13 protein-coding genes and 2 tRNA genes are annotated in these 14243 nt (G+C 70.3%); 5 read left to right on the top strand and 10 right to left on the bottom strand.

The window, feature by feature from the left end; all coding sequences use genetic code 11:
* The first annotated feature begins 66 nt into the window (after nucleotides 1-66).
* Nucleotides 67-390 carry a DMT family transporter gene (locus tag AMK11_RS07055; protein ID WP_055417941.1) on the top strand — a complete coding sequence of 108 codons (324 nt, stop codon included), beginning with the start codon at nucleotides 67-69 and terminating at the stop codon, nucleotides 388-390.
* A gap of 16 nt (nucleotides 391-406) precedes the next feature.
* Here AMK11_RS07055 and AMK11_RS07060 read toward each other — a convergent pair whose 3' ends face one another.
* Nucleotides 407-1006, bottom strand: coding sequence for a TetR/AcrR family transcriptional regulator (locus AMK11_RS07060; RefSeq protein ID WP_198941312.1), 600 nt, complete (start codon nucleotides 1004-1006; stop codon nucleotides 407-409).
* A 267-nt stretch (nucleotides 1007-1273) separates the two neighbouring features.
* Between AMK11_RS07060 and hisN the strand changes: the two genes are divergently transcribed.
* Together hisN and AMK11_RS07075 are read left to right on the top strand one after the other, a co-directional pair.
* A complete protein-coding gene (hisN, locus tag AMK11_RS07070; protein WP_073724353.1) occupies nucleotides 1274-2074 on the top strand; it encodes a histidinol-phosphatase in 801 nt (266 codons plus the stop codon).
* Nucleotides 2075-2185: 111 nt separating this feature from the next.
* Complete coding sequence (locus tag AMK11_RS07075; RefSeq protein WP_073724355.1) at nucleotides 2186-2587, top strand: CBS domain-containing protein; 402 nt, start codon at nucleotides 2186-2188, stop codon at nucleotides 2585-2587.
* Between the two features lie 98 nt (nucleotides 2588-2685).
* Here AMK11_RS07075 and AMK11_RS07080 read toward each other — a convergent pair whose 3' ends face one another.
* Nucleotides 2686-4137 carry a catalase gene (locus AMK11_RS07080; protein ID WP_073724357.1) on the bottom strand — a complete coding sequence of 484 codons (1452 nt, stop codon included), beginning with the start codon at nucleotides 4135-4137 and terminating at the stop codon, nucleotides 2686-2688.
* 144 nt (nucleotides 4138-4281) lie between these two features.
* Here AMK11_RS07080 and AMK11_RS07085 point away from each other — a divergent pair, with 144 nt between their 5' ends.
* Nucleotides 4282-4698, top strand: a complete 417-nt coding sequence (locus AMK11_RS07085; protein ID WP_073724359.1) for a Fur family transcriptional regulator — start codon at nucleotides 4282-4284, stop codon at nucleotides 4696-4698.
* A 106-nt stretch (nucleotides 4699-4804) separates the two neighbouring features.
* Here the strand turns inward: AMK11_RS07085 and AMK11_RS07090 are convergent.
* The 4 genes from AMK11_RS07090 to AMK11_RS07105 all read right to left on the bottom strand — a co-directional run bounded on the left by AMK11_RS07090 (nucleotide 4805) and on the right by AMK11_RS07105 (nucleotide 10231).
* Nucleotides 4805-4878: transfer RNA gene (locus AMK11_RS07090), tRNA-Met, on the bottom strand.
* Nucleotides 4879-5032: 154 nt separating this feature from the next.
* The gene (locus tag AMK11_RS07095; protein ID WP_073724361.1) at nucleotides 5033-6841 is read right to left on the bottom strand and encodes a tetratricopeptide repeat protein; all 1809 of its coding nucleotides are present in this window, start codon (nucleotides 6839-6841) and stop codon (nucleotides 5033-5035) included.
* Between the two features lie 239 nt (nucleotides 6842-7080).
* Nucleotides 7081-7154: transfer RNA gene (locus tag AMK11_RS07100), tRNA-Met, on the bottom strand.
* 74 nt (nucleotides 7155-7228) lie between these two features.
* Entirely contained in the window at nucleotides 7229-10231 is a 3003-nt protein-coding gene (locus AMK11_RS07105) for a UPF0182 family membrane protein (protein WP_073724362.1), read from the bottom strand.
* 164 nt (nucleotides 10232-10395) lie between these two features.
* On the opposite strand from AMK11_RS07105, the gene AMK11_RS07110 reads away from it, so the two are divergent.
* Nucleotides 10396-10938: a PPA1309 family protein gene (locus AMK11_RS07110; protein ID WP_073725643.1), complete on the top strand. Its 543-nt coding sequence runs from the start codon at nucleotides 10396-10398 to the stop codon at nucleotides 10936-10938.
* Between the two features lie 27 nt (nucleotides 10939-10965).
* Here AMK11_RS07110 and AMK11_RS07115 read toward each other — a convergent pair whose 3' ends face one another.
* The 4 genes from AMK11_RS07115 to AMK11_RS07125 all read right to left on the bottom strand — a co-directional run bounded on the left by AMK11_RS07115 (nucleotide 10966) and on the right by AMK11_RS07125 (nucleotide 14108).
* Nucleotides 10966-12060: a YlbL family protein gene (locus AMK11_RS07115; RefSeq protein WP_073724364.1), complete on the bottom strand. Its 1095-nt coding sequence runs from the start codon at nucleotides 12058-12060 to the stop codon at nucleotides 10966-10968.
* A 49-nt stretch (nucleotides 12061-12109) separates the two neighbouring features.
* Nucleotides 12110-12274 carry a hypothetical protein gene (locus tag AMK11_RS38100; RefSeq protein ID WP_198941314.1) on the bottom strand — a complete coding sequence of 55 codons (165 nt, stop codon included), beginning with the start codon at nucleotides 12272-12274 and terminating at the stop codon, nucleotides 12110-12112.
* A gap of 121 nt (nucleotides 12275-12395) precedes the next feature.
* Nucleotides 12396-12857, bottom strand: a complete 462-nt coding sequence (locus tag AMK11_RS07120) for a molybdenum cofactor biosynthesis protein MoaE (RefSeq protein ID WP_043380156.1) — start codon at nucleotides 12855-12857, stop codon at nucleotides 12396-12398.
* Between the two features lie 129 nt (nucleotides 12858-12986).
* Nucleotides 12987-14108, bottom strand: coding sequence for an SDR family oxidoreductase (locus AMK11_RS07125; RefSeq protein WP_073724366.1), 1122 nt, complete (start codon nucleotides 14106-14108; stop codon nucleotides 12987-12989).
* Nucleotides 14109-14243: the final 135 nt, after the last annotated feature.

Raw genomic sequence — 14243 nt, forward strand, 5'->3', positions numbered from 1 at the left:
GGATCCAAGCCTGAGCAAAACCGGACGCAGCGGTCACGGTACGACGGGACTACGGGAGGACATGACATGGCGTGGCTGCTGGTCATAGTGGCCGGGGTGCTCGAAACCGGATTCGCCGTCTGCCTGAAGCTGTCGCACGGCTTCACCCGCCTCTGGCCGACCGTCGCCTTCTGCGTGTTCGCGCTGGGCAGCTTCGGCCTGCTGACGATGTCGCTGAAGAAGCTCGACGTCGGTCCGGCGTACGCGGTGTGGACCGGCATCGGTGCGGCGGGCACCGCCATCTACGGCATGGTCTTCCTCGGCGACCTGGTCTCCACGCTGAAGATCGTCTCGATCAGCCTGGTCATCATCGGCGTGATCGGGCTGCAGTTGTCGGGCTCGGCACACTGACCACCCGGCGCCGGCGTCAGGACGCCGACCGGCGCGGCAGGACGGTGCGTACGAGTTCCGCCACGCCACCCTCGCCGGGCGGGGCCGCGACGCAGGACAGCGCGAGGCGTACGGCCAGTTCGCAGGAGCGGGCCAGGTCACCGGTGTCCGGTGACGGGTCGCCGTTCAGGGCGGCGACGGCACGGTCGCGGACCAGGGCGACGAAGTCGCGGGGCGAGGGCAGCGGGCCGTCGGCCCGGCGCTGGGCCGGCACGACGGACGAGGACGACACCGCCGTCAGGGGCGGGGCGGGCAGGCGCTCGCTCCAGCATCCGGTGAGCATCGCCCGGACCAGGGCGTTGTCACGGGCGACGGAGACGGTCCACTCGGCGGTCGCGGTGAGCCGGTCACGGCGGGCGCCGGCGAGCGCGCGCTCCACGCCGGCCAGGTACCCGTCCGCCTCCCTGCGGACGAGCGCCCGGGCGAGGCCCTCCTTGCTCCCGAACTCGTTGTAGAGCGTCTGCCGGGACACCCCGGCCGCCGCCGCCACGTCCACCATCCGCACGGCGGACCAGGGCCGACGCTCCAGGGCCAGGTAAGCGGCATCGAGCAGGGACTCCCGGGCTGCAGGCACCATCGCCTCCTCGGGCCGAGCGACTTGCCGCCCAGATTTGACGGGTATGCGCCCACTGTCAAGAGCCCTCGCGCCCGCGCCGCTGCGGGCAGTCGTCCCGCTGGGGCGGCACGGGTGGGCGCAGCGGCACCCGGTAACGCCGGGTTGCGCAAGCCACCCCCACGCCGGGTGACCTCCGCAGCCGGCCGGCCACCGCACCCACGACAACCTCGCCACGCCCGCCAAACCCCTGGTGGCCCCGCCCCACCCCCGCCCGATACCGTGACCCGCATGCCCGACTACCTCGACGACCTCCGCCTCGCCCACGTCCTCGCGGACGCCGCCGACGCCGCGACGATGGACCGCTTCAAGGCCCTAGACCTCAAGGTCGAGACCAAGCCGGACATGACCCCGGTGAGTGAAGCGGACAAGGCCGCCGAGGAACTGATCCGCGGTCACCTCGCCCGAGCCCGCCCACGCGACGCCGTCCTCGGCGAGGAGTACGGCACCGAGGGCACCGGCCCCCGCCGCTGGATCATCGATCCGATCGACGGCACCAAGAACTACGTCCGCGGCGTTCCCGTCTGGGCCACCCTCATCTCCCTGACGGAAGCGGGCGAGGGCGGCTACCAGCCCGTCGTCGGCCTCGTCTCCGCCCCCGCCCTGGGCCGCCGCTGGTGGGCGGTGAAAGACCACGGCGCGTTCACCGGCCGCAGCCTCACCTCGGCCTCCCGGCTCCAGGTCTCCCAGGTCTCGGCCCTCTCCGACGCCTCCTTCGCGTACTCCTCGCTCAGCGGCTGGGAGGAACAGGGCCGCCTCGACGGCTTCCTGGATCTGACCCGCGAGGTCTGGCGCACTCGCGCGTACGGCGACTTCTGGCCGTACATGATGGTGGCCGAGGGCTCGGTCGACATCTGCGCCGAACCCGAGCTCTCCCTCTGGGACATGGCCGCGAACGCGATCATCGTCACGGAGGCCGGTGGCACCTTCACCGGCCTGGACGGCCGCCCCGGCCCGCACAGCGGCAACGCGGCCGCGTCGAACGGCCGGCTCCACGACGAGCTGCTCGGCTACCTCAACCAGCGGTACTGACCGCCCTCTTGTTGACCCGCCCTTTACCTGCCACTCTGAGAGTCCCCCTACTTGTGAACTTGTGAATCCATGAACTAACTCATGGATCACCGGCAGGAGGTGGCTCCACCCATGCTCGTCCGCGAAGCCATGAGCACGGTCGCCCTCACCATCGGCCCAGCCCACACCCTCCGCCAGGCCGCCGCCCTGATGGCCGCGCGCCACGTCGGCGCGGCGGTCGTCCACGACCCCGACGCCGGCGGCATCGGCATCCTCACCGAACGCGACGTCCTGATCTCCGTGGGCCTCGGCCAGGACCCCGACACCGAGCGCGCCCACGCCCACACCACCACCGACGTCGTGTTCGCCGCACCGTCCTGGACCGTGGAGGAGGCCGCCCGGGCGATGGCGCACGGCGGCTTCCGCCACCTGATCGTCCTGGAGCGCGGCGAGCCCGCCGGCATCGTCTCGGTCCGCGACATCATCCGCTGCTGGGCCCCGGCCCGGGAGCGGACGCAACGAGTACCGGCCTGATTCCCCGCACACGGCACCCGGAACGCGAAGCGGGCCGGAACCCCCGTTCCCGGGGATTCCGGCCCGCCGCCACGACAAGCGGTCCAGTGCTGGTTGTGTCAGCCGCGCAGGGCCTGGACCGCGGCCTCCAGCCGCTTGCCGAAGTCACCGTCGGCCTGACGGAAGTTGTTGACCGCGCGCTCGATGATGTCGTCGCGCGAGACGCCGGAGAGGGCGCCGGCCAGGTTGTTGATCAGCCGCTCCTTCTCTTCGTCCGTCATCAGCCGGTAGAGGTTGCCCGCCTGGACGAAGTCGTTGTCCTCGGCGTGCGACGGAGTCGCGGTCTCGCCGGTGACGCCGGAGACGGCGACCGGCTGCCACAGGGGCTTGTCCGTCTGGAACGGGCCGCCGAAGCTGTTCGGCTCGTAGTTCTTCGCACCCTTGTGCCGGCCGTCGTACAGGTAGCCGTCACGGGAGTTGGTGCGCGCCTCGGTGGCGTGCGGACGGTTCACCGGCAGGTGGTCGGCGTTGATGCCGACGCGGTAGCGGTGGGCGTCGCCGTAGCCGAACAGGCGGCCCTGGAGCATCTTGTCCGGGGACGGGCCGATGCCGGGCACGAAGTGCGCCGGGGAGAAGATCGACTGCTCGACCTCGGCGAAGATGTTCTCCGGGTTGCGGTTGAGCTCCAGCTTGCCGAACCAGACGATCGGGTAGTCCGCGTGCGGCCACACCTTGGTCAGGTCGAACGGGTTGAAGCGGTACGTCGCGGCCTCGGCGACGGGCATGATCTGCACGCCGACGGTCCAGGACGGGAACTCGCCCCGCTCGATCGCCTGGCGCAGGTCGCGCTGGTGGGAGTCGGGGTCCTCACCGGCGAGCTTGTCGGCCTCGGCCTGCGTGAGGCACTTGATGCCCTGGTCGGTCTTGAAGTGGTACTTGACCCAGAAGGCCTCGCCGGCCTCGTTGTTCCACTGGAAGGTGTGCGAGCCGAAGCCGTCCATGTGGCGGTACGACGCCGGGATGCCGCGGTCGCCGAACAGCCAGGTCACCTGGTGCGTCGACTCGGGCGACAGGCCCCAGAAGTCCCAGACGTTGTCCATCTCCGTCGAGCCCGTGTAGGGGTCGCGCTTCTGGGTGTGGATGAAGTCCGGGAACTTGATGGCGTCCCGGATGAAGAACACCGGGGTGTTGTTGCCGACGAGGTCGTAGTTGCCCTCTTCGGTGTAGAACTTCAGCGCGAAGCCGCGCGGGTCGCGGACGGCGTCCGCCGCACCCAGGTTGCCGGCCACGGTCGAGAAGCGGAGGAAGGTCTCCGTCTCCTTGCCGACCTCGGACAGGAACTTCGCCCTGGTGTACTTGGTGACATCGGCGGTGACCGTGAAGGTGCCGTACGCACCGGCACCGCGGGCGTGCACGACACGCTCCGGGATGCGCTCACGGTTGAAGTGGGCCAGCTTCTCGAGGAGCAGCTGGTCCTGGACGAGCACGGGGCCGCCGACGCCCGCGGTCTCGCTGTTCTGGTTGTCGGCTACCGGAGCACCGGCCTCCGTAGTAAGCGGTCCCTGAGTCACGTACGCCTCCTGCGCCAATCCTGCAAAACCTGTCCCTTGGCTAATGCCGTCACCGATCCTACAATGGACATTGTCTAAGTCAAGTAAGACTCCAAAGTCACACACGTTCGGGACCTGGTCCCCCTTGCTGTTAGGCTGGTGCGTATGAGTGACCTACTGGAACGGCTGCGTGGACGCGGCTGGCGCATGACCGCGCAGCGGCGCGTCGTGGCCGAGGTCCTCGACGGCGAACACGTCCACCTGACGGCCGACGAGGTGCACGCCCGCGCCGTGGACAAGCTCCCGGAGATCTCCCGGGCGACCGTCTACAACACGCTGGGCGAGCTGGTCACGCTCGGCGAGGTGCTGGAAGTCGCGACGGACAAGCGTGCCAAGCGGTACGACCCGAACGCGCACCGGCCGCACCACCACCTGGTCTGCGCCCAGTGCGGCGCGATCCGCGACGTGCACCCGACCGGGAATCCGCTCTCCGACCTCCCGGACTCGGAGCGCTTCGGCTTCACCGTCTCGGACGTCGAGGTGACGTACCGCGGCACCTGCCCGAACTGCGCGGCGGCGTAAACCCTCGCACGACAAGCCCCGGCCCCGATGGGCGCCGGGGCTTGCTGCATGGGCGCCAACGCGTCGAGGGCCGGAACCCTTTCGGATTCCGGCCCTCGACCATCAGTAGCGGGGACAGGATTTGAACCTGCGACCTCTGGGTTATGAGCCCAGCGAGCTACCGAGCTGCTCCACCCCGCGGCGATGAACAAAACATTACGTCAACCCCACGACCAGAAGCAAATCGCTCCCCCTCCCCCAGCTGCGGGCAATCGTGCCGCTGGGGCGGCACGGGTGGGCGCAGCGGCACCCCGCCACGCCGGGCCGCGAAAACCCGCCCCAGCCCAGCGCAGCGTCACGCCGACAACTCCTGCCGCAACGCGTCCCGCAGCCGAGCCGCCCGCTCCCCCACTTCCCGCGGTCCCAGCGACACCGCCCGGTCGGCCCACCGCTGCCCCTCCGCCAGCTCTCCCCGCCGCGCGCACACCAGCGCCAGCCGCAGCGCCGCCCGCCCGTGCCCGGCGTCGGCGGCCCGCCGCCACCACACGACGGCCTCCGGCTCGCTCCCCTCACGGGCCAGCAGCAGCCCCAGGTTGAACGCGCCGTTGCGCGACCCGGCCTCGGCCGCCTCCCGGTACCACCGCGCCGCCTCCACCACGTCACCCCGCGCCGCGGCCATCATCCCGACCCGCACCTGAGCCCGCCGGTGTCCCTGGGAGGCCGCCCGCTCGTACCACTCCTCGCACTCGGACTTCTCCTGCGCCGGCTCACCGAGCTCGTGCTCGGGCGCCGGCGGCCGGCGCGCGTCGAGCACCGTCGCCAGCCGGTACGCGGCCTCGGCGCTGCCGCCGCCGGCCGCACACCGCAGGAACCGTTCGGCCTCGCGCTCGTCACCGCCGCGCAGGCGCGCCATCCCCACCTGCAGTGCCGCCTCCGTGTGCCCGGCGGAGGCGGCCCGCTCGTACCAGCGCAGCGCCGCCCGCTCCTCGCCCCGTCCGGCGTGCAGGATGCCGAGGTTGAAGGCGGCGTCGACGCTGCCCGCCTCGGCGGCCTTGGAGAACCACGGCTCGGCGCCCGTCTCGTCCCCGGCGCGCAGCAGCAGGATCGCGAGCGCGTTGGACGCCTCCCGGTGCCCGGCGTACGCGGCCCGCCGGTACCACTGCTCGGCCTGCGTGGTGCGGCCCTGGTCGGCGCAGAGGAGCCCCAGGTTGTACGCCCCGTTGTCGTCCCCGGCGTCCATCGCGGCGCGGTACCAGCGCTCGGCGGTCTGGGTCTCGCCGCGCTCCGCGTGCAGCGCGCCCAGGGCGTTGGCGGCGTTGCCGTCTCCGTCCTGCGCGGCTCGCAGCCACCAGACGGCCGCGCTCTCGGTGTCGCCGGCGTCCCGCAGCAGGAAGCCGAGGGCGCACGCGGCGCGGGCCTCGCCGTCCTTGGCGGACGTCAGGTACCAGCGGCCGGCCTCCTTGAGCTCGCCCCGCTTCTCCAGGATCGTCCCGAGGTGCAGCGCGGCCCGCCGGTGACCGCGTGCGGCGGCCTGGCGGTACCACTGCTCGGCCTCGCCTGCGGTGTCCGCGTCATCTTCGTCGCGCCCTCGCCCGGCGCACCGGTCCAGCGTCCGGGCCAGCCGGTACGCGGCCTCCCGGTGCCCGCGCTCGGCCGCGGCCCGCATCCACCGCTCGGCGCCGGCCTCGTCGCCACGGTGTTCCAGCAGGTCGGCGAGTGCGTAGGCGCCGAGAACGTGCCCCTGCTCGGCGGACTGGCACAGCCAGTACTCGGCGGCGGGCTCGTCCCCGCGCTCCCGGAAGTGGCGCCCCAGCGCGTGGGCGGCCGCGGCGGAACCGGCGACGGCGGCGATCCGCCACCATCCCGCGGCCTCGTCGGCGTATCCGCGCTGGTGCAGCAGGACACCCAGGTTGTTGGCGGCGGCCCGGTCACCGGCGGCAGTGGCGGCACGCAGGTGGGTCTCGGCTCCGTCGAAGTCGCCGCGGCGCAGCAGCATCGCGCCGAGGACGCTCATCGCCTCGACGTCACCGGCTTCGGCGGCCAGCCGTCGGCGTACTTCCTCGGCGGCCTCGTCGGCGGCCTCCTGAGCCTCGTCCGTGGCCTCCTCCTGATCGGACGGCTGCGCAAAACGCCCTGTCCCGAACAGATTTGCCATGTCCCCCATAACGTCCATCGTCGCACCACCTGCAACCTGGGTACATCCGGTATACCGCAGCCAGTGAGGTCACTTCAGCGTTTTGTCGACATGCCCACAGGGAGACAAGTCAAACACAGATCTCCCCAACTTCCCCTGGCGGCGCGGCCGTCGGCTTCACCGGCACATGCGTTCGCACATCACGAAGGCCCGGATTCCTTGAGGAATCCGGGCCTTCGTGGTCGTTCGCAAAAGCTCACGAACTTCAGTAGCGGGGACAGGATTTGAACCTGCGACCTCTGGGTTATGAGCCCAGCGAGCTACCGAGCTGCTCCACCCCGCGCCGTTGTGTTCACAACCGTATCACGGCGCGGGACGGTCCCTGACCAGCTCTGACGGCCGGCGGGAGCAGCTCGGTCAGCCGGTGTCCGAGCCTGAGCCGCCGGTGTCCCCGGTGGGCGTCGAGCTCGGAGCGGCCTCGCCTCCTTGGTCCTTGTCCCCGCTCTTGTCGTTTCCGTTCTTGTCGTCACCATTCTTGCCACCGGCGCCCTGGTCGGCCTGGGCCTGGGCCTTCTCGGCCCGCTTCAGCGCGTCCTCCAGGTCCTTCTGCGCCTCTGCGTACGCGGCGAGGTCCTTCTGCTCCAGCGCCTTCTGGCCGGCGTCGAAGGCCTTCTGCGCGTCGCTCAGCGCTTCCCGAACCGTCGGGTTGGTGGACGTCGGTGGCGGTTCGGTCGTGCCTTCGCCCTCGTCCGCCGGCGGATCGGTCTCGGCCGCCTGCTCTCCGAAGACCTTGTTGAGGGCCTCGTCGAGGGTGTTCTCGAAGGCGGTGTTGCCGCCGTAGCTCACCAGCACCTTGCGCAGCAGCGGGTACTTGAGGTCGCCACCGCGTACGTAGACCGGTTCCACGTACAGCAGTCCGCCGTCGAGCGGCACGGTCAGCAGGTTGCCGTACTCGACCTCGGAGTCGCCGCCTCTCAGCAGCCTGATGGTCTCGGCGATGTCCTGCTCCGAGTTCAACTGGCTCTGGACCTGTTTCGGTCCGTTGACGGTCGTACTCGTCGGCAGTTTCAGGATTCTGATCTTGCCGTAGCCCTCCGTCCCCGCCTCGGCGTCGACCGCCATGAACGCGCTGAGGTTGTCGCGTCCGTTGGGCGTGAACGTCGTCGTCAGCGAGAACGCCTGCTGGTCCTGGTCGGGCATCTTCATGCTCAGGTAGTACGGCGGCACCGCGTCACCAGACTTGTTGGTCGGGTCGTCGGGCACCTGCCACACCTCGCTGCCGCTGAGGAACGTGTTGGCGTCCTTCACGTGGTAGCGCGTGAGCAGCTCGCGCTGGACCTTGAACAGGTCCTGCGGGTAGCGCAGGTGCGCCATCAGCTCGTCGCTGATCTCGCTCTTGTCCTGGACCGTGTCCGGGAAGGCCTTCATCCAGGTCTTCAGGACCGGGTCCTTCTGGTCCCACTGGTAGAGCTTGACGTCACCGCTGTACGCGTCGACGGTCGCCTTCACCGAGTTGCGGATGTAGTTGACCTGGTTCTGCTGGGCCACCACCGCCCGCTGGTCGTTGGCCGCGGTCAGCGAGTCGGCGGTGGTGTCGCCGAGCGTCGTGCGGGAGGCGTACGGGTAGCCGTTCGTCGTCGTGTAGGCGTCGACGATCCACTGGATACGGCCGTCCACCACCGCCGGGTAGGCGTCGCCGTCGATGGTCAGCCACGGGGCGACCGCCTCGACGCGCTCCTTGGGCGTGCGGTTGTACAGGATGCGCGAACCCTCGCCGATGGCACCGGAGTAGAGGATCTGCGGCTCACTGAAGGCCGCGGCGTACGCCGCCCGGTTGATCGGGTTGGACAGGTCCACCCCGCCGTCGCCCTTGTAGCTGAAGGTCTTCTCTCCGGAGTCGTCGGAGTAGTCGATCTCCTTCTGGGGACCGCCGACGATCGAGTACGTGTTGGTCTTCTCGCCGTAGTAGATCCGCTGCTCGTACGTGCCGAGGTCGCCCTCGGACGGCAGGTTGGACTCGGTGAAGACCGGGCGCCCCTCGGAGTCCACCTCGGTGCCCTTGGCCGCGACCACGCCGTAGCCGTGGGTGTAGCGGAAGTGGTTGTTGATCCAGTTCTTCTTCGGGATGCCGGCCAGGTTCAGCTCGCGCAGGCCGATGACCGTGTCCTGTTCCTTGCCGTCCTTGGAGTAGCGGTCGACGTCCAGGTTGGTCGGGAACGCGTAGTAGTTACGCATCTGCTGGAGCTGCTGGAACGTCGGCGAGATGACGTTCGGGTCCATGATCCGGATGGACGCGGCGTCGTTCACGTCGTCACGGAGCTTGGTCGGGTCCTTGGTCTTGCTGACGCCCGGGTACTCGGTGACCTGGGTGCCCTCGATGCCGTAGGCCTCGCGGGTCGCCTTCAGGTTCTTCTCGACGTACGGCGCTTCCTTGGCCTGCTCGTTCGGCTGGACCTGGAACTTCTGGACCAGCGCCGGGTACAGACCGCCGATGAGGATCGCGGAGAGCACCATCAGACCGAAGCCGATCACCGGCAGCTGCCAGGTGCGGCGCCACAGGGTCGCGAAGAACAGCAGCGCGCAGATGACGGCGATGCAGAACAGGATCGTCTTGGCCGGCAGATAGGCGTTGGCGTCGACGTACCTGAGGCCCGTCCAGCTGTCGGTCGCCTTGAAGTCGCTGGACTTCACGGCCAGCCCGTACCGGTCCAGCCAGTAGGCGACCGCCTTGAGGGCGACGAAGACACCGATGAGTACCGACAGGTGCCCGGTGGCGGCGGCCGTGGCGCGGGCGCCCGGGCTGGTGACGCGCAGCCCGCCGTACAGGTAGTGGGTGAGCGCGGCGGCGATCACCGAGATGATCACGGCCGCGAAGCCGAAGCCGAGCAGGAACCGGTACCAGGGCAGGTCGAAGGCGTAGAAGGAGACGTCCAGCTTGAACTGGGGGTCCTTCTGCCCGAAGGAGACCCCGTTGACCCACATCAGCCAGGTCCGCCACTGACCGGAGGCGGAGGCGCCGGCGATGAGGCCGACCAGGGCGGTGATGCCGAGCAGCAGCCACTTCTTGTACGGGGCGATGCCCATCCGGTACCGGTCGAGGTTCTGCTGCTCCATCGACATGGCGCTCAGCGGCGGGCGCAGCCGGTGGGCCAGCCAGATGTTGAACCCGACGGCGAGCGCCATGAGCAGGCCGAAGACGAAGAAGAGACCGATCTTGGTCCACAGGGTCGTCGTGAAGACCGACGAGTAGTGGACCGACCGATACCAGAGCCAGTCCGTCCAGAATCCCGCGAACATGGTGAACGCCATGCCGAGCACGGCGAGGACACCAAGTGTCATCAGCAGGGTTCGGACGCGCCGGGACGGGCGGCCCACTCTGATCCGCGGCCCCGTCGGGGGGCCTCCGCCGCGGTCCGGCATCTGGAAAGCCAAGGTGCGCACCTCGAAGTTCGCTGTTGATCCGTCAGGCCCTCGGGTTCGTGGGCCCCCCGTGCGCCCCCGTGATCGTGGGCCCACACTTATGCAACTTACTCATCGTTTACTCGGTTCCCGATTCGGGCCAGTAACGAGGCAGGATTGTGACCATGTCCAACACCCCCATGGCAGCGAGCCCCCTCACCCGGGCCGTACTCGAGATCGACGAGTACGTCTCCGGACTCGGCTGGGACCAGCCCGCACGCCTCTTTGCACTTGTCGACACCGCGCGGCTGAGGGCCGATCAGCCCTCGCTCGCGGACCGGCTCGGTCTTCAGGACGAGCCGGAGAGCTCCGGCCTGACTCCGATCGAGCAGGACGAGATTCCAACGGACCAGGCGCTCGACGAGTTCCTGGGCACCATCGCCTGGCCGGACGCGGTGGTCGGCTGCGCCCTCGTCGTGGAGCGCCTGATGCTGCCGCCGTCCGCCGAGGCCCAGGTCCCGCAGGGCCTGAACGAGGCCAAGCTGGCGCAGTGGGTGGCGGAGCACCCGGACCGCCAGGAGGTCCGCATGACGGTCGCGGTGCTGCGCGACGGTGCCCGCGACTCCGCGCTGCGGCTGCGGGAGAAGGACTCCGCCACGGAGGTCCTCACCGGCTCCGACCTGGTGCCGGGTCTGGCCCAGGCGCTGACGGCGACCTTCGAGGAGTAGGTCCGGGCGTCCGGGCCGTCCGTCCGGTCAGCCCTTCGCGCACGTCGGCAGGTCGTCCGTCTTCCCGGAGCGGATGTCCTCCAGCGCGCCGAGGGCGTCGTCGATGGTGTCCACCTTCACCAGGGTGAGCCCGTCGGGGGTGTCCTCGGCGGCGGCCGCGCAGTTGTCCTTGGGCGTCAGGAAGTACCGGGCGCCCTTGTCGCGCGCGCCGATGGTCTTCATCCCGATGCCGCCGATGGGGCCGACCTCGCCGGTGTCGTCGATCGTCCCGGTGCCCGCGACGAACTTGCCGCCGGTGAGGTCGCCCGGCGTGAGCTTGTCGTAGATGCCGAGGGCGAACATCAGGCCGGCGCTCGGTCCGCCGACGTCGGCCAGCTTGATGTCGATGGTGAACGGGAACGTGTGGTCGGTCCCGGCGGAGATCCCCACGATGGCGCGCTTCTCACCGCCGTCGTCGGAGGTCGCGGTGGTGACCGTGACCTTCTCCGTCCTGGTGGGCGTCCGGCCCTCCTGCTCCGCGTCGGCCTGCTCCTTGGCGGGCACGATCGTGAAGACGACGTCCTGTCCGGGCTTGTGCTCGGTCACCAGGTCCGCCACGTCGGTGGGCTTCTTGACGGGCGTGCCGTCCACGGCCTTGATCACGTCACCGGCGTGCAGCCGGCCCTGCGCCGGGGAGTCCTTGACCACCGTGGAGACGACCACCCAGGACTTCACCGGGATGTCCAGGGCCTTGAGAGCGGCGACCTTGGCGCTTTCCTGGGACTGGCTGAACTCCTCGGCGTTCTCCTGGGTGGCTTCTTCCTCGGTCTTGCCGTCCGGGTAGAGGGTCTCGTGCGGCACCACGCGGTTGTCGTGGGCCAGCCAGCCGTAGACCGCCTCCACGAGGTTCATCTTGTAGTCGGCGCTGGTGACCCGCACGGTGGTCATGTTCAGATGACCGCTCGCCTCGTAGGTCTTGTGTCCGGAGATCTGCAGCACCGGCTCGCCGTCGTGATCGCCCAGCGTGTTCACCGTCGGCCCCGGGGACATCTCCGAGTACGGCACGGGGATGAACACACCCGCGCACAGGAGCGCGATCAGCATCAGGGTGGAGGCGAGCATCGTTGCGGTACGGCGTGGCATGGCACGACAGTACGGGACGCGGCTGTCAGAACACCGTCAGGGCGTTCGGTCAGGCTCCGGTGCGGGGACGTTCCATCGCCTCGCGGAAGCGGGCGTACCCGTCGAGTTCTGGACCGTCGCCACGGATCTTGCGGGTCCGGTTGGCCCAACTGCCCCACAGCCCCGCGCCGACAGCAGCCACAAGCGGAATCAGCAACCAGGCAAGCGCTGCCATGCCGACCTCCCAACCCCGTGAGCGTCCGCTACTGACTGATCAGCAGATTAACCATCCGCAGTGACAACGCTCACGCCGGGGGGTGGGTTACGCAACCGGAGCCACGGGGCCGGCACCGCTGTCAGCAGGCGCCCACCCACTCCTCGGTGCCGTCGGAGAACGTCTGGTGCTTCCAGATCGGCACCTCGTGCTTGAGGTCGTCGATCAGCTTGCGACAGGCCTCGAAGGCCTCGCCCCGGTGCGGGCAGGACACGGCGACGACCACGGCCAGGTCGCCGACCTCCAGATCCCCCACACGGTGGACCGCCGCGAGCGCCCGAACGGGGTACTCCGCGACGACCTTCTCGGCGATGCGCCGCATCTCGGCCTCGGCGCTCGGGTGACAGGAGTACCCGAGCCGGTCGACGTCGGTGCCGCCGTCGTGGTTGCGCACGGTCCCCACGAACAGCGCGGTCCCTCCGGCCGCGTCGTCCCCCACGGCCCGGAAGACCTCGTCCACGGAGAGCGGCGTCTCCCGGATGCCGATCAGCTTCACGGGGTCGGGGGCGGCCAGCTCTCCGGGGTGGTCGTTCGTGGTTGCCATGTGCCCATCGTGCCCCACGGCACGACGGCGCGGAATAGCGTGATCGCCCGGCACGCGCGCGTGCCGCCTTGGAGCCTCCTACAGCGCCGCCGCCCCGGGCGGTGGGGGGCGGACCGGCGGCCACCGCGATCAGATCCGGCGCCGGGCCTTCCGCGCCCGCCGCACCACCGCGGCCGCGCCCAGCAGCGCCACCGTCGCTCCGGCGGCTCCCGCGGCCGTCGCGTCCTTGCGCCCGAGGCGCCGCCCGGCGACCGTGTGCCGCCCGGAGACCTCTTCCAGCAGCTCCGCCAGCACCTCCTCGTTGGTGTACTTCGGCCGCCAGCCCGCGTCGTGCAGCCGACTGCCGCTCACCACCCAGGGGTACATCGTGTACGCGAGGTCCCCGGCCGGGGAGGGCGTCAGGCCGATGCGGTGGAGCCGGGCCGCCGCGCCGAGCGCGACCGCCGAGGGCAGCTCCATCCGGCGGATGCCGCTGAGCTCCTCGACCTCCTCCTGCTCCAGCCAGCCGTCGCACCCGACGGCCAGCTCGCCGTCGGCCTTCTCCAGAACGGCGTACTCCAGGGCGCTGCACAGGTCGTCGACGTGGCAGAACTGCCAGGCCGGCCGCGACCCGGCCACGACCAGCAGCCGGGGCGACTCGAAGTACCTGGTCAGCGCGGTGTCCATGCCTCCGACCAGGACGGCCGGCCGCACGACGGTCACATTGAGACCGGGATGCGCCCGCGGCGCGCGCCGCGCGAGCCGCTCGATCTCCAGCAGGTCGCCGACGCCCGTGGCCTCGGCCGTGGCGCGGAGCTCGGCGTCCTCGGAGAGCGGCAGCTCGTTGTCCGGTAGGGCGCCGTAGACCATGGCCGAGGTGCAGAGCACCACCCGGTGCACGCCGGCCGCCGCGGCGGCGGTCAGGACGGTCTGCGTCCCCCGGACGTTGTAAGCCGTCCGGGCCGCCGCGTCGGTCTCCAGGTCGAGGTCGAGGGCCAGGTGGACGACGACGTCCGCGCCGCGCAGTTTCTCGGCGATGGCCGGGTCCCGCACGTCCAGGACCTGCCACCGCGCCGCCGCGCACTCCCCACGCCGTTCGTCGATGGCCACGACCTGTCTGACCTCGTCGGACGCGGCCAGCCGCTCGGTGAGCAGCGCCCCGATCCCGGATGCGGCACCGGTGACCGCGACGACGGGTCCGCGCGCGCCGGGGCGTGCGGAACTGGTTGACTGGTTTCGCGCTGCGCGAACCTGCGGATCTGGGGAACTCACCGGGCGTCTCCAGCGGTTGTCTTCAGTACGGGCGCGCTCGACGCGTACGTACCAGGTGGCATCCATCCTGCCGCAGGCCGTCAGTCGGCGAAGCACCGAGGCCCGAACCGCCCCGGGTGTCTACGCTGGGTGGTG

The organism is Streptomyces sp. CB02414, assembly GCF_001905385.1.
Taxonomy (GTDB): Bacteria; Actinomycetota; Actinomycetes; order Streptomycetales; family Streptomycetaceae; genus Streptomyces.